This window comes from uncultured Boseongicola sp. (assembly GCF_937988555.1).
In the GTDB taxonomy this organism is placed as follows: domain Bacteria; phylum Pseudomonadota; class Alphaproteobacteria; order Rhodobacterales; family Rhodobacteraceae; genus Boseongicola.
This window is the reverse complement of sequence record NZ_CALJXO010000252.1, coordinates 1-14,939: the sequence shown is the minus strand read 5'-3', so window position 1 is coordinate 14,939 and position 14,939 is coordinate 1. Positions and strand designations below refer to the sequence as shown.

The window sequence follows — 14,939 nt, the reverse complement described above, 5'->3', positions numbered from 1 at the left end:
CGACTAAATTTCTGGCTCAGGATTTACTGAGGTAGTGTGCGTTTGGGCTTCGGTTTGCAGCACGATAGCTCTTCCATCTGTAAAAAAAGGATCACCTGTTAGGTTTTGACCCAGAACAGGCGCAACAAGCTGGAGATGTTTCTCCAAGCTGATCAGGCCAGTATTTCGAAGACTTGTTGCAAGAAAATCCCGCTCACCATCGATGTTGGGATCGATGTGATGGGTCAACCCCCATTTAAGCCCTTTATCGAAACTGGCCGTACCGACGAAGATCAGCAGGCCATCCTCACTGCGAAAACCTGTACGCCAAAACCGGGCCTGATGGCGTACTCTAAGACTTTCTTCCAAAGTCCCTATTTGAAAATCGAAGTCGTTCGGCCGACCGTCCCAGAATGCGGGCGTGATAGGGGCAGTATCATACCCTCTGTTGAACCAGGCCGCAAAGGCCGCGCGTGACATGTTGGTCAATCCTGGCGAGTCAGCTGCAAGCCAACCTGCCTTGCTGAACGCTTCCAAAAAAGCAGCGTCGCTTTCAGCTAGCACTACGAGACTGACCGGCTCCAGCGGCTGGCCCAGTATATTTTTGGAATGGGTGGATAATTGACCGACTGCGAAAGCAGTTTCCAGTGGCTCGCTCAACTCTATTATGGCGGGGATAGGCCGCAGGTTGCGAGTCTGGTGATAGTCTTTCACCATCAGCCCAACGGTCACAACAGCGCTGACGCTCACGCCTAAAGACGCAACTTTCTGCCAAGACAGAACTGAAACCTGCCTGTTCCAATCTCTCCGTGTATTCAGCCATTCCGCCAACCAAATACCGAGCAACGCCCAAAGAACGCCGACAAGATACCCGTTCAGAACGTCGCTCAGATAGTGTTCAACGAGGTATATCCGGCTCAGCCCGATCAAAAATACGAGGGTTGCGCCAATGAGAAACGAAACGACGACCGGACCAATACGTTCACGGATAAGAACGTAAGTCAGAAACCCAAAAAAAGCGACGCTGGCCGCACTGTGTCCGCTTGGGAAAGAAAAACTGGTTTCGGCATATACGGCCATCTCTGGCCTCGGGCGCGCGAAGACGCTTTTAAGCAGCGTGACCGTCAGCTGGGTTCCGATCACGGTCAGCCATAGTCCCGGCAAATAGTGCAGCCGTCCATACAACGACATCAGAGCGGAAGCGGCTATCACGAGGGTTGCGATAACCCTCCAATATCCTAAGGCCGTAACACCCGTGAAAAAATGCACCAAAGCAGGGTCGCGAAAAGCGGACAGCAGGCTGGCGACCCGGACATCTGCCGCAACGATCTGGCTTTGAGTGATAAAATCGAGCGTCGAACTGGCATAGAGCATAAGAAAGTAAGCAAAAGACGCTGCCAACATAGTGGCTGGCAGACCAGTGAACGCGTCCCGTGACAGGCGGTCAGACAGGAACCTGAAAAGGATGGGGTGGCGCGCTACGAGTGCACATACATCCGGATTATCCTTGATACCCCAACCGACAGACCGAAGAACAGAAATGAAGAACGGCAGTGCTTTGCGCAGTTTGACCGCAGCAAACCATAAGATCGCGATCGTTAGCAAAACGGCAAGAACAAATAGCCGGGCGCGGGTTATCGTGGCGCTGAACAAATCGGCGGCAGTGCCAAAAAAGTATCCCACGCTGACCAGAATGACGGCGTACGCAAAGCCTCCGGTCACATTCCACAGAAAAAAGCGGCGCCGGGAAAAGTCCGCTAAGCCGGCGACAACAGGAAGAACTGGTCGTAGCGGGCCAAAAAAATGGCCCATGACGATACTGGGTGCGCCGTATTTCGCAAAGAACCGCTTTCCACGTTCAAGATGTGCAGACGAGAATACCCGTCTACCCTCCTGAAAGAGGCTGGCACCTTTGGCTCCAATCCTGAAACTAGCTTCCGCCCCCAGGATTGTGCCTATGGCCACAAACCATATCATGTCACCAAAATCATAAAGCCCCTGGGCCACGAGCGCGCCACCAAGAACAACAATAACGGTGCCAGGTGCAAAGACGCTGGTCAAAACCAGTGCCTCACCGAAGGCAAACAGACCGATTACCCAGTAGCCCCAAAGTCACAGAGACTGGATCGACGGCAAAATATCGCTAAAATAGCCTTGCATCACGCCCTTGCCAAAATCTCTGATTTATTGGGTCGTCACAAGCTGGCTTGCTGGAAAATACCCGTAGAAAAACGACGAACACATGTCCTCCGCACATAGAGTGATGGTAACGAACCCAACGTAAATGCGCCGCCGAGGATATCGTTGGCATAGTGCGTACTTAGAGCCCAGAGAAAGCGACTGCGCGTGCAGCAAGTGGGCGACCTGTACTCCTGCGCTGCGCAATATCCCATAACAAATCGATGCGGCAGCGACATAAGTCGCAACTTGGGCAAATACTGCTGCGATCAGCCAGTTGGTCCACGCAGTAAGGCGAGTGTCGCAAAGGTCTCAATCTCGCCCAAGTGCACCACAGCGACAGTTAGCGCTGACAGCGTTGCTCCGCCCAAGACACGCGGGGCAATCTTCCACCATTTTGGGCGCGTTAGGATGGTCCCGTCAGCCTTAGGCTCCGTCATCCCCATCATTTCGCGGTTTGCTCGACAAAAGCGCCAGGGCCACTAGTCCAGCGATGACAATCACCGCATGATTCGCCCCATTGCGGGGCAGGGCGGCCAGCACGGAGGCGGCGGCAAGGCGTTGCGTCTCGAGCCGAGCGCGCCTTTCCCTGCGCTCTCTCCTGGCGCGCCATCTCACCCACAACACCAGGCCCAAACCCGTTACTAGTAGAAAACAAGCGATGGTGAAGACAGCCGGAACAACACCGATCCCGCGCGCCAGTATCAACACGATGCCTGCGACAGATAAAATCCAGCAGGTCAAAAAAAGAAGTCCTGCCCCCCCCACAACAATCGCGGAGCGAGACGCTTGACGCGCGGTCGCCTTGAGTTCCAGCGCAGTCAGGCTGGCAATCACCGATATCAGCCGATCCACTCCCAAACGGCCCCTTAGCGCCGGACCAAGTAGGCCGCGAGAAAGCCCAACCCGGCTGCGATCAGCAGCGATTGCATCGGATGCTCGGTGACCTTGCGCTCGATGTCATGTTCGATTGAGGTCATCTCGTCGCGGATCTCTTTCAAGGCCTGCTGGGCACTTTCAAGGGTTTCTGCGGTCGACTGGGATCCGATACGGTCCTTTCCAAATGCACTCAATGATTTGCCGAGGCTGGCAATGTCATTTTTGATCTGGGCGATTTCGGCAGCGATATCGTCGCCGACATCGTGCTGGTTGTTCGTTGGTTCGGCTTTTCTGGAAGATGATGCGGGCATCTTGTGTTTCCTATCTGGGTCGTCTGAATTGGCTTGCGCAAGCTTCGATAGAAGTTGCGGCGGCAACCTGCACTTACAAACACTAACTGGGCACTGGATGTCGGCGTTTGACATAGGTCAATCAAGTGTTCTGAAGATAATCTGTAGAGCACGCCCTGGGCTTGTGTCGGGGAGATCTCTCAAACCCGGCGACAGTTAGCCCGTCGCTGCAGGCAGCTCAAACATTAGAGGGTCGATATGGGACGATATAAAACACTATTCCCCAGGCTAAACTGGCCGGGGGGAGTATCCGTCGCTGTACGCAGGAGGTCTGGATTCCTCGAAGCAGACGTTGGCTGCGTGGAGCCCTAAGGCACGCAGGACAAAACTGACCTTGGCCGGACCAGATGCGATGGCCGCTAAAAGAGCCCAGAATGCAATGCGCCGCGACCTGTATCAATGGCAGCCACTCGAAACCTTGAAAGTCAGACGGCTTCGCTACTCGGACGGCCCGACCACAATTCCTTGGTCAGTGTTTGTCAGTTTGATTAGAATTCCGTTTCACGAACGCTGCTGGTACGAAAATCCGATAGCTTTCTTGAAGAATTCCAAGTCTTCTCTGAGCCAGATATGGCTGCGCTCCAGTCAGAAATTGTGGAGTTCTGAACATAGATTGCCCCGCCACGTTCATGATCGCGGAGCCCATCGATTTCGCTGCAAATCAAGGTTCGGCCAGAGTTAAATGCTTCAATCGCGACCAGTCCGTAGGCCTCCCATCGCGATATGATGACTCTGACGCTCTTGTCATTTGGGGAAAATATCGAAATCGAAGCCTACCTACTTTGGCCAGCGCTGCTCGTTTTGGGAATTCACGCGCGGGAGATGGAAGGTGGTCTTGTGGAGGGTCGGTACGGAGCCGACGGGAAGGTTTCACCCAATCATACAACAACAGCGCCTAGAAGATATGCCTGACGATTTTCGCCTTCCGGGCCTTTGATGTGGTCGGTATCGCTTTGTTTGGGCTCTGCACCCGGGTGTTGGCCGAAGCTAAAACAAGCGCTTCGTCATACCAACGACGGCTATTAAGTCCGCATTGGACCGCCTATTTCGAGCGGCCCAAGGACTTAGATATATACAGTCTCGGCAATCGCCCTAGCGTCATCCAACCCGACGCCCAAATAACGAACCGTGCTACCCATCTTCGTGTGCCCCAACAAAAGTTGCGCGGCACGCTAGGTGAAGGAGCGGCGAGTTAATCTCCTTTGGAGAACTTGTCAAAAGAACTGGCCCAATCGCTGTGCCAACGAGAGAGCGGCGGGCGGTTTTCAATGATGTCCCCCATCGCCCAGGCCATGCGCTTTTCGTCGACAGCGCGGCTGACGTCATTGTCAGGGCAGATGATATAGAAATCTTTTCGCGCCAAGCTGTCGATCATGAAATCAGCGGTTTGCTCAGGCGTCCAGGCGCCCGCTGGCTTCTCGTTTCGCCCGTGTCGGGTCAAATCAGTGAAGACAAAGCCTGGAACAAGCAGGTGTGCCGTCACCTTAGATGTGTTCTCTCTTAAGTGATGCTGAAGGGCTTCAGTGAAGACTTTCACACCTGCTTTCGAGACATTGTAGGCTGGGTCTCCGGGAGGCGTCGTTATGCCTTGTTTGGAACCCGTGTTGATGACCAAGCCGGCATCCCCCCGTGACATCATCGCCGGTACAAAGATTTGGCAAAAGTTTATGACGCCGCCAAGATTGACCGACAGCACTTGATCCCATGTCTTGGTGCTATCGAAAATATCACTGCCCGGTTGGGTTCCAGCATTACACATCAACACGTCCACTCCGCCGAAACGATCAGCGATTTCTCCTTCGAGTGCCTTGACCGCCACCCGATCTGAGACATCGACCTGCCGCGTCATCACATTTGGGGCACCCTTTGCGCTCAGTAAGTTTTCCGCAGCTTCAAAGAGCTCGGCGCGCACGTCAACAAGAACAATGTTCATACCCTTCTGGGCGAAACGTTGCGCCGCAGCGAGCCCTATACCAGCCGCGCCTCCGGTCACCACTGTTGTCTTGCCTGCTTGAATTGCATTCATGGCCATTTTCAAATCTCCAGCTACAAAAAGACGTCGACCATAGAAGTTTGAGTTCAGTCTGTGAAGCATTTTGGCCGGCCAGACTTGATCCGCAATTGCTTTGAACGATCTCGCGCGAAACCCGTCTCCAACGACCGTATCGCCCCCCAAATAAGACATTGGTCAGCCAAGAGAAATGCCTGCTAGAGATCCCAATCGTCTTGCCTAGGCGCTGACGTCAGGCAGAGTTTCCGTGCTCGTGACGTATTCATTGGGACAATGCGCCACTTCGAGACCGACCTACCGAATGCTGCACTTAGCACATTTCGACATTGAGCGCGGAAACCTGATATTTTCTGCATACCAGAATTTCAAAGTGTTTCTTAAAAGCTGACCTTAGGATAACCATTCTGCTTAGCCGCAGCCAGTAATCGGAAGGCGGCTTGAGGAAACGAGCGCACAGTTTTGAGAAGCCCCGCAAGCGGCAGGTAGGGGCCGGTTGCTGCGCTGGTATAGGTCGGGTCGAGCGGGTGAGCCCGTCGCCCAAATGCGGATATAGTGAAAAGCGCAGCAGTGAGTACAAAGGGCGGAAAAAGGCTGAAAGGATATCAGATGAAGCTGAGATCAATAGAAACCTTCACGACCGAGGCCGTTGGATTTGTGCGCATCACATCTGAAGATGGCGCTCAAGGCTGGGGACAGGTGTCAACGTATCACTCCGACATCACATGCATGGTGCTGCACCGTCAGGTCGCCCCTTGGACCCTTGGCCAAGACACTACGGACTTGGATGACCTGCTGGATATTGTGACAGAGCGCGAACACAAGTTTCCTGGGTCCTATCTGCGCCGCGCGATGGCCGGGCTGGACACTGCGATCTGGGACCTGCGTGGCAAGCAGCAGGGCATGCCCGTGGCTGAACTTTTGGGCGGCACGCCGGGATTGGTCCGCGCCTATGCATCCTCAATGAAACGCAACATCACCCCGAAGAATGAAGCCGCACGACTGAAACGTATACGCGACACCCATGGCTTTGACGCCTTCAAGGTGCGGGCTGGCGCAGAGGTTGGACGAAACATGGACGAGTGGCCAGGCCGCACCGAAGAGATCATTTCCACTATGCGCCGCGAACTGGGCGATGACGTTGATTTGCTGATAGATGCCAACAGTTGCTATTCGCCAGAAAGGGCAATTGAGGTTGGGCATATGCTTCAGGACCGCGGCTTTTGCCACTACGAAGAACCTTGCCCCTATTGGGATTTGGAGCAGACAAAACAGGTTACAGATGCGCTAGAAATCGATGTCTCCGGGGGCGAACAGGATTGTGACCTCTCAACCTGGAAACGGATGATCGATATGAGGGCCGTGGATATCGTTCAGCCCGATATCCTTTACCTCGGTGGCATTTGCCGCACGCTAAGGGTCGTTGAAATGGCGCAAGCTTCCGGTCTGCCCGTTACCCCTCATTGCGCAAATTTGTCGCTTGTGACGTTGTTCACAATGCATTTGTTGCGCGCCATTCCGAATGCAGGCAAATACTTGGAATTCTCGATAGAAGGTCCCGATTATTACCCTTGGCAAGAGGGGCTATTTGTTGAATCGCCCTACGGCATCGAAGACGGGCATGCTCGTGTCACCGACGCCCCAGGTTGGGGCGTTGAAGTTGCCCCGGAATGGTTGGCGAGGTCGACCTACCAGATCAGCGAACTGACATAGGTGCCGAAATTGCGATAGCATGCGCTTCAGAAAGTTGTCGATATTTCGATAAGAGTTTCCCCTACCATCTGAACCAAAAGGACAGACCTTGGAAAAGCTTGAAGGGTCTGTAAAGCAACGAAACTACTGAAGGCTCGGTTCTCGCGAATATCCACTTTGTGCCGCATAGCAGACCTTGGTGCTAGTTGCAGCGAACGGCATCGAGTGCAACAAATCGACAGCCCCAATCGATCCAGGAGTTACGCTGCAACGCAGCCAGAAAAGCCGACATTGGTCGCGACCGCAGCGAGGTCCGAGGGGTCTATGACCGAGTTGCGGGACAAACCGGCCTTCTTTTTTTGTCGTAGGATGGGAGTGACGGCACCCTCGTCACAGACCGCACCACACTACGCTTGTTGCAGTGCAGCGAAAAAAGCGGTCATTCGCGCGCGCCGCAGCTAAATCCCGTGTCGGAACGACAGCTATGCGGACTTTGCGGCTGCTGTCTTTCGTAGGGCCAGTAAAGTACCGGAAGGGCCGAGCAGCTCAAATACCACGGTGGCGCCTATGGTGACGGTCAAGATGGCTTCGGCGTATGCTGGAAATTCCTCAGCAGCAATCAGAGCAATGCCCAACGCAACACCTGCCTGCGGTAGCAAGGCAATACCAAACCCCGGGCGCTGCTCCCGTGGCGCACCACCGATAACCGCTCCGATCCAGCCACCGATGATCCGCGAGAGGATCCGTAGGACGACATAGCCCAGTCCGATCAGTCCGACCTCGCCCAGCGCGCTGACATCAAGCGACGCCCCAGCGAGAATAAAAAACAGGATCATGAACGGCCATTGAAAATGTTCGATCTCGTGAAATGCGCGGGAATGGTGTCGAGCAAAGTTTACGATCACTGCCCCAGCGGTCATGCCCGCGATTAGAAACGATACGTCCAGCCAAAGTGCCAGACCGGCACATAGGAACACGACGCCCAACGCTTCGGTCTGTTGCGGCTCTCCCTTTGCCAAACGCCCGGTTAGATAGGCCCCGGGCCAGCCAATAGCCAGCCCCAGAGCCAACGCACCACAGATTTCCCAAGCAGCGTCGAGCAGGCCACCGTTCGACTCTCCACCGTTCAGCAGGCCGACGAGGATCAGAATCAACGAAAATGCCAGCACGCCCCAAGCGTCATCGATAGCGACGATGCCAGTCAGGGTATCGGGGAATCCTCCCTTGGCTTTGGCTTGATGGATCACATCCTGCGTGGCTGCCGGGTCCGTCGCCGTGGCAATCGCGCCCAGCAGCAGGGCAAGACCCAAGTCGATGCCAATAGCCCAAAGCCCGGCGCCGAGGACCGCAATCGTCACGATCACAACTGACAGCGAGATCGCCAGGATCGTCGCCCCATGCTCGCGCAGGTTTTTCAACGATAGCGAACTGCCCAGCAGGAAGGCGACCATAGTCAAGGCAGCAATGGTCAGGAACTCGTACCAATACTTCGCCTCTAGTGGCAGCAGGTTCAGACCTGAACTGCCAACCGCGATACCGCAGAGCAAGAGCAGAGTGACCCGGGGCAGTCGGGTGCGCCGGCCGAACTGATCCGCGAACAGTCCCAGCAAGAAGAGTGCGCCGAGGGTCAGAAAGATTAGGTGCAATTTCATAGCTCACCCTAACCGGACGTCCAACAGATGCCTTGTTCTAGGTCAAACCTGCATGAGGGTCGCCAGTGCCTGTAACTCGTCCTGGTTAAGCTCGTGCCTGCTAGGATGCTAGAGCAGCTGCGGTTCTGAGTTCCATTCTGAATGCGTCGGTGAATGAGGGGGGCAGGTGCATGTCGGTGGCCCCAGAGTCGCTTTTTTCCCTAACGAAAGGCCAAAAGCTGCCGTTCGCAGCAAGCCGTCGAATTGGTAAGGGTGGCTCGAAGCGGCCGCTAACTGCAATGAGCAACGGGCTCCGAACCGGACCGCTGCGACGCAGCATCCTCAGCCATGTGCGTCGTCCCATAAGCGCCCGTTCAATAGCCCAAGATGTTGTAGTCATATCAATTGAATGAGCCAAAACCGCGACTTTCGTTAATCTTAAGCGGCCGTTGGACGAACCGGTGCGCAATGGCGGCACAGAGCCCAAAGCAGACTTGGGGCAACATGGAGTTTACGACGACTGTGGCGGTTCCTGGCATGCGCTAGAGGAGGATCGACTGCCATTTTCCAAAGGCTCTCTACGCGCTTAGCTGCTAAAGGCTAACATTTACTAACTGCGCGCAGCTCATATCTTCTTTGAAATAAAGGCCACTCAAGCGGCAATGGCCTTTTCACTTCTATTGCGCACGCCATCTAATAGAAATGGTGCCGGTTAACGAGACAAACAATTAATTCAGAATTGCTCGAATGCTATTCCTCGCTTTGGCTTCCGCGCGGCCGACTGGTCCGATGTCGGTATTAACACTCAAGAAGGCGAGAGCGCTAACCTGCGCAATGCTCAATTCACTGGCATCAACGTCAAAGCCATAGGTATCGAGCGTATCCTGAGCCAGTTCCACCTTATGATCTACACTGGGAAAAGTTGGCCTACCGCTTCCGCCGTCACACGCAGTCAACATGATGGACGAGCACGCGAGAATAGCAATGCATCTTGCTTTCTTAGCTCCATTCATTTTCTACCCTCCATTCCTAGTAAACGTGTTCATCTTTGCGTCATTTCAGCCCGAATACCGATCCCATGCAGACAGATCACACGTATCTCTCTCACCCCGACCAGAATTGCGGCGTAATCTATTTAACTATTTCTCCCGAGGCGCTCATTGATAAAAATCAATCTGAGATTGAAAAAGCATCTTGGCCAGGTCCTGGACACAATCGGTTGAATCAGAAAGTGCCTATCAAGAAAATGATGACTTTGTCCGCAGAGCGGTCATCGACGGGCCTTGCAGCGAATGGCTGTTGTGAACCCAGAGCGGCCGGACTGAAATCGCGTCCTTCGCTTGTGCAGTAAATCGACAGCTCCAACCGATCCAAGAGTTACGCTGCAATGCAGCCAGAAAAACCGACAGTGGTCGCGACCGCAGCGAGGTCCGAGGGGTCTATGACCGAGTTGCGGGACAAAGCTGCCAATAAAACCGCATCATGGGATTGATTTTGGGACTAGAGATTGGATTTAGCTGCCGCGATACCCTCGACATTGGCGTAGACACTGGGCGGAAGCCACTTTGTGAAGTTTTTCACCAAGCGTGTGTCGCCACTCAAAAACAGCTTACCATCATCGACGTCACGAGAAAGACTTCGCCGCCCCATATAGATACCCGTCAGCACACCTACTTCACACTCTACGTAAAGATCTGGATCGAGTCGTGGATCATGAATGCATAAATCGACGTCTGACCCACGCTCGGCAACAAACCAGTAGGTGTCATGCTTGCCGCTTGAGTCAGGGAAATGAAAGCGAACAACGTTTCTCCCTTCCAGCATTTTCTCCGTATCGACCCTTCGCCGAAGCTTCCACATGAGCATGCCAGCGTCACGATCAGATAGCGCTATATCGGCGTCCACGTGACGTTGCGCCCAACGCGCCATTTCGTCAAAGACGGTCTCAAGCTCAATCGCCTTTTCAGTCCTAAAATAATCGATAGTGCCAAGCGCACGATTTTCGACCCGCTCGACCATACCTTCGGCTTCTAGCTCTTTAAGGCGCTTTGAAAGTAGAGGCGGGGACAGACCCGGAAGTGCACGCCGGATCTCATTGAAGCGCGTATTACCATCCCAAAGTTCGCAGAGAATTTGGATGGTCCAGCGTGGCTCCAATACTTCGCAAGCCTTAGACGTCGGGCAGTAGATGCCGTATCCCTTACGCGCCATTGATTGGTCCTCCTGCACTCAGTTTAGGCGATAGGCGATCAAATACTCCAGTTTAGAAACTATACCGGCAGTGGTTTAGTTTGAGCACTACGCGGAGTGCACCCCTGTTTGGCAGAGTGAATGGCATACCAAATAGGAGATACCAAATGTCACTCGCGACAGATCTTTCCCTTGCAACGACGAACCGGAACCAATTCATAGCTCGATTGACTGGATGGATTGTGGCCCAGCTCGATCGTAGAAGAACGATACGTTCACTGAGCGCATGCAGGCAGAGTGAGCTTCATGATGTCGGGATCATTACTCAGGACATTATTGATCTGAAACACAGCGGCGGGGCCGATGGCTTAGGTGAACTATGCAGAAATGCAGAAATCCGGTCAGGAAATTGGTAGGTATGAGGTCGAGAACGCTTCTCTCGGCAGCCAGCACCAACTATTGCTGCTAGGACTAGCGAACCTTATTGCGCCTACTTTCAAGCCGGAGCAGAAGCGCAAACAAAGCTTCGTTAATAGGAGCGTCCACACCAGCTTTTTCCGATAACCTAACAGCCGCTACCCGACACCCATTCGATTTCAAGTGACCGCCCAAACTCTAAATCTACCGCTGTCGACGCTCTCAATCCAGAAGGGAGTTCAAGTGCAGTTGCCCACAACAAGTCTTCGATATTGTCAGGAGGTAAAACTCCCATTGCGCGGCCGATACTTGCAGTTTCCGCCAATACTTTACGAAACAACTTGCTCAGACTGGGCGGCACCATGATGTCTCCCATTGTGCATCGCCCTGCTGCGGTCACGCCTGATACAGCAGAAAACAGCACAAACTTACGCCAAACATCGCGCTCGATATCGTCAGCAATAGGCGCAGTAGAACCAGCATCATTGATCGCAGCCCTTAGTGCCGTGATCCGTTCTGAGGGTCTGCTGCCGCGCTCTGCGAAGGTAAATACGTTGAATTCGCCTGTTTTTTTGATAACCCCGGGTTCAGCAATTGTCGTTGAGACTTGAGCCATTCCGTTCGCAACATTCCGCTCGGGAAGTATTTTTAGAAGCCGATCGGCCGCCTCAACCCCGTTGAGGAACGGCACGACAACGGTGTCCGAACCGAGCATAGGTAAACATGCTTCAGCTGCCGCTTCCAACCCATCTCCCTTAACGCCGAATATGATTGCATCGACGTTCCCGACCTTTGAGGGATCATCCGTGGCAATCCAAGAGCGGATGGTTTCGCGCCCCAAAGGACCATCAAGCGTAAGTCCGTTCTGATTAATCCAGTCGAGATGGGCGCCTCTCGCAATCGTCGCCACCTGATGCCCGGTCGTTGCAAGCTTGATGGCGAGAAAGCCTCCAATTCCGCCAGTTGCGACAGTCGCAATCCGCATCGTGCGCCCCCTTATTCAATATCTAGATCAGACAAATCGAAGTGCGGTGCAGGTCAGCGCTTTGCGTCGATTTCTCCAGTTAGTGAGTTCGCGAACCCGCCCCATTCGTAACCATTCTCTGCGCTATGCAGTCTGGATCGAGCTAAGTTTCAACTGATATTATGCAAATCTTACCGGATTTGTGATACGCTCAAGGCATCTAATTTCTCATGTCTGGGGGGTGGCTGAAATGTCGTACTTCAATATCGATGTCTATTCGCGCAAGGTAACGACTGCGAGCGAAGAAGCACAACGCTGGTTTGACCGGGGTCTGGTCTGGACCTTCGCGTACTGTCACGAGGAGGCGGTGAAGTGCTTTTCCAAGGCGCTTGAGCACGATCCTAAATGTGCGATGGCGCATTGGGGCGTCGCCTATGCTGCGGGTCCAAACTATAACATGGAGTGGCATCACTTCGATCCTGTTGGAAAGGCCGAAGCGCTCGCCACCGCATACGACGCGACGCAGGCCGCGCTGGCGCTCGTCGATAACATCACGCCGCCTGAACGCGACCTCATTGAGGCCCTGCCAAACCGGTATCCTCAGCGGGATCCTATTGAACATCAGGAGCCTTGGAACGTCGATTTCATGAATTCGATGCGCAAGGCCTACAAGGCGCACCCGGGCGATCTTGAGGTCGCGTGCATTTTCGTTGAGGCCATCATGAACGTGACGCCCTGGAAAATGTGGGACCTGAAGAAAGGCCGGATTGCCGACGGGGCCGGCACGGCAGAGGCCGAGGACGTGCTAAACAAGTGCTTTGCGAACGCCCCGGCATGGAAGCATCCCGGTCTTTTGCATTTGCATGTCCACCTTATGGAAATGTCGCCGCATCCTGAACGTGCGTTGAAAACTGGCGACGTACTACGGACGCTTGTTCCCGACGCCGGACATCTGATCCATATGCCGACGCACATCGACATATTGTGCGGAAACTATCGCGACACTCTGTTTTGGAATGAGCAAGCCGTTGAGGCAGATTTGAAATTCGTTGATCGAGAAGGCGCAATGAATTTTTATACCGCATACCGTATTCACAACTATCATTTTGCTATCTACGGCGCGATGTTCCTAGGTCAGTATGAACCCGCTTTGCGTGCAGCGGAGGGCCTGATCGAGACGACGCCGGAAGACCTGCTCAGGGTTGAAACGCCGCCCATGGCCGATTTCATCGAAAGCTATTTATCGATGAAAGAGCACGTTATGATCCGCTTCGGGAAATGGCGGGAGATTGTCGCGCTCCCTCCGGTTAAAGAGCCAGAATTGTTCTGCGTCAGCCATGCCATGCGGCTATACGCCAAGGGGGTGGCACATGCCGCGCTCGGTGAGGTCGCAGAGGCGGAAGCGATGCGGTTGGAGTTTCTGGATGCGCAAAAGCGCGTGCCGGACAGCCGGTATTTGCACAACAATGTGTGCATTGATCTTTTGGCCGTTGCCGAAGCAATGCTGGATGGCGAAATCGAGTATCGCAAGGAAAACTACGAGGAGGCCTTTGCGCATCTACGTCGCTCGGTAGAGCTTGACGATGCGCTGCCATATGATGAGCCTTGGGGCTGGATACAGCCGACACGCCATGCGCTTGGTGCGCTTTTATTTGAACAAGGTCGCTTCAATGAAGCCGAGCAAGTCTATCGCGAAGACTTGGGTATGGGTGGTACTCTATCCCGGGCGACGATTCATCCCGATAATGTCTGGAGCATGAAAGGGCTAGTCGACTGCTTGAAAAAGCGCGGCGCTGCTAAGACTGAAGAGACCTTGTTACTGCAGCAACGCCTTGATTTCGCACTCTCCCGCGCCGACGGACGCATCGCGGCAAGTTGTTTTTGCGCTCAGGCTGCGATGGCGGCCGAGTAGTCGTATTTTTTTGCACAATGAGTTTGCGCTTCTTGACGTTTACCGTTCCAATTGCCGTGGCACCTATCGAGTTGTGGCAATTTTTTCGGATTTTTGAGAGTTCATGGAAGTTTTTTCAATGATGGCAACGAAGATGCCTTGAGTCGCTTTGAGACACGTAACTGACTTGGAGAAAGTAACTCAAAAGGGCAGACGGCACCCCTCCGCGGCGGACCGCGCCAGTGGCCGCATCGCGGAGAGGCTGTGTGAAAACTCGACATTTCCGGATTTGCACAGGAAGGAGTTCTCAAAAAGCATTGAGGGATTGGCTTTCTTGGGAAAGTATTTTCCGGAGCGACAGTTACAGGAACCTGTATTCTCAGGTTTTCCCGACTGATCGAGTTTTCACACAGTCTCCGGACAGAGCGGGCATTCAAACGCCTCACCTGTGTGCCGAAATCAGGTAGCGATTAAGCGAGAAGAAGAATCCACCCGTTCTTGCTAATTCCTGTTGGTCTTCCAACCACGCTGCTTGCTCCTGCGAACTGAACTCCGAGGAACTGTCCATAATGGAAGTTGCGAACCCTGCCGATTGGCGTGCGTACGTGTCCTTGCCAAAGCTGGTGTTCAAAACCACAAAACCTTCCGCCGATATGCTGGAGAACCCGGCCAACGCCAGTCTCATTGGCAATGACCTAGGCAATCTGGCATCGGCGTAGACCGCCTGATAGGTCGTCATCACGCGCTTCATCAGGGTGGG

The 14,939-nt window shown here is 53.9% G+C and carries 10 protein-coding genes and 2 pseudogenes; 3 read left to right on the top strand and 9 right to left on the bottom strand.

The genetic code is table 11. The annotated features are described in order from the left end of the window. Nucleotides 1–3: 3 nt before the first annotated feature. From Q1B15_RS15065 to Q1B15_RS15055, 3 genes are all read right to left on the bottom strand, one after another. Nucleotides 4–2,040 carry an LssY C-terminal domain-containing protein gene (locus Q1B15_RS15065; RefSeq protein WP_299755016.1) on the bottom strand — a complete coding sequence of 679 codons (2,037 nt, stop codon included), beginning with the start codon at nucleotides 2,038–2,040 and terminating at the stop codon, nucleotides 4–6. A gap of 386 nt (nucleotides 2,041–2,426) precedes the next feature. Further along, the gene (locus Q1B15_RS15060) at nucleotides 2,427–2,597 is read right to left on the bottom strand and encodes a hypothetical protein (protein ID WP_299755013.1); all 171 of its coding nucleotides are present in this window, start codon (nucleotides 2,595–2,597) and stop codon (nucleotides 2,427–2,429) included. Between the two features lie 429 nt (nucleotides 2,598–3,026). After that, nucleotides 3,027–3,347 carry a DUF883 C-terminal domain-containing protein gene (locus Q1B15_RS15055; protein WP_299755010.1) on the bottom strand — a complete coding sequence of 107 codons (321 nt, stop codon included), beginning with the start codon at nucleotides 3,345–3,347 and terminating at the stop codon, nucleotides 3,027–3,029. A 762-nt stretch (nucleotides 3,348–4,109) separates the two neighbouring features. On the opposite strand from Q1B15_RS15055, the pseudogene Q1B15_RS15050 reads away from it, so the two are divergent. Beyond that, a pseudogene (locus Q1B15_RS15050) lies at nucleotides 4,110–4,298 on the top strand (hypothetical protein); the annotation flags it as partial. A gap of 152 nt (nucleotides 4,299–4,450) precedes the next feature. On the opposite strand, the pseudogene Q1B15_RS23510 reads toward Q1B15_RS15050, so the two are convergent. Together Q1B15_RS23510 and Q1B15_RS15045 are read right to left on the bottom strand one after the other, a co-directional pair. After that, nucleotides 4,451–4,582 (bottom strand): annotated as a pseudogene (locus Q1B15_RS23510) (integrase); the annotation flags it as partial. Further along, nucleotides 4,579–5,418: an SDR family NAD(P)-dependent oxidoreductase gene (locus Q1B15_RS15045; protein ID WP_299755007.1), complete on the bottom strand. Its 840-nt coding sequence runs from the start codon at nucleotides 5,416–5,418 to the stop codon at nucleotides 4,579–4,581. The pseudogene Q1B15_RS23510 and the gene Q1B15_RS15045, both read right to left, overlap by 4 nt. A 585-nt stretch (nucleotides 5,419–6,003) precedes the next feature. On the opposite strand from Q1B15_RS15045, the gene Q1B15_RS15040 reads away from it, so the two are divergent. After that, the gene (locus Q1B15_RS15040) at nucleotides 6,004–7,107 is read left to right on the top strand and encodes a mandelate racemase/muconate lactonizing enzyme family protein (protein WP_299755005.1); all 1,104 of its coding nucleotides are present in this window, start codon (nucleotides 6,004–6,006) and stop codon (nucleotides 7,105–7,107) included. Nucleotides 7,108–7,568: 461 nt separating this feature from the next. On the opposite strand, the gene Q1B15_RS15035 is transcribed toward Q1B15_RS15040, so the two are convergent. From Q1B15_RS15035 to Q1B15_RS15025, 3 genes are all read right to left on the bottom strand, one after another. Continuing rightward, entirely contained in the window at nucleotides 7,569–8,738 is a 1,170-nt protein-coding gene (locus tag Q1B15_RS15035; protein WP_299755002.1) for a cation:proton antiporter, read from the bottom strand. 1,479 nt (nucleotides 8,739–10,217) lie between these two features. Beyond that, complete coding sequence (locus Q1B15_RS15030) at nucleotides 10,218–10,928, bottom strand: helix-turn-helix domain-containing protein (protein WP_299755000.1); 711 nt, start codon at nucleotides 10,926–10,928, stop codon at nucleotides 10,218–10,220. A gap of 544 nt (nucleotides 10,929–11,472) precedes the next feature. Continuing rightward, nucleotides 11,473–12,309 (bottom strand): 2-dehydropantoate 2-reductase, encoded by an 837-nt coding sequence (locus Q1B15_RS15025; protein ID WP_299754998.1) that lies wholly within the window; start codon nucleotides 12,307–12,309, stop codon nucleotides 11,473–11,475. 229 nt (nucleotides 12,310–12,538) lie between these two features. Between Q1B15_RS15025 and Q1B15_RS15020 the strand changes: the two genes are divergently transcribed. Further along, nucleotides 12,539–14,200, top strand: a complete 1,662-nt coding sequence (locus Q1B15_RS15020; RefSeq protein ID WP_299754995.1) for a tetratricopeptide repeat protein — start codon at nucleotides 12,539–12,541, stop codon at nucleotides 14,198–14,200. Between the two features lie 421 nt (nucleotides 14,201–14,621). Here Q1B15_RS15020 and Q1B15_RS15015 read toward each other — a convergent pair. Next, a partial coding sequence (locus Q1B15_RS15015) for a hypothetical protein (protein WP_299754993.1) occupies nucleotides 14,622–14,939 on the bottom strand: 318 nt, incomplete at its 5' end.

What these genes read in the sequence shown, in the direction of transcription:
- Q1B15_RS15040 (WP_299755005.1), top strand. Translation starts at nt 6,004, where the DNA reads ATGAAGCTGAGATCAATAGAAACCTTCACGACCGAGGCCGTTGGATTT.
- Q1B15_RS15055 (WP_299755010.1), bottom strand. Translation starts at nt 3,347, where the DNA reads ATGCCCGCATCATCTTCCAGAAAAGCCGAACCAACGAACAACCAGCAC.
- Q1B15_RS15025 (WP_299754998.1), bottom strand. Translation starts at nt 12,309, where the DNA reads ATGCGGATTGCGACTGTCGCAACTGGCGGAATTGGAGGCTTTCTCGCC.
- Q1B15_RS15060 (WP_299755013.1), bottom strand. Translation starts at nt 2,597, where the DNA reads ATGACGGAGCCTAAGGCTGACGGGACCATCCTAACGCGCCCAAAATGG.
- Q1B15_RS15035 (WP_299755002.1), bottom strand. Translation starts at nt 8,738, where the DNA reads ATGAAATTGCACCTAATCTTTCTGACCCTCGGCGCACTCTTCTTGCTG.
- Q1B15_RS15045 (WP_299755007.1), bottom strand. Translation starts at nt 5,418, where the DNA reads ATGGCCATGAATGCAATTCAAGCAGGCAAGACAACAGTGGTGACCGGA.
- Q1B15_RS15020 (WP_299754995.1), top strand. Translation starts at nt 12,539, where the DNA reads ATGTCGTACTTCAATATCGATGTCTATTCGCGCAAGGTAACGACTGCG.
- Q1B15_RS15030 (WP_299755000.1), bottom strand. Translation starts at nt 10,928, where the DNA reads ATGGCGCGTAAGGGATACGGCATCTACTGCCCGACGTCTAAGGCTTGC.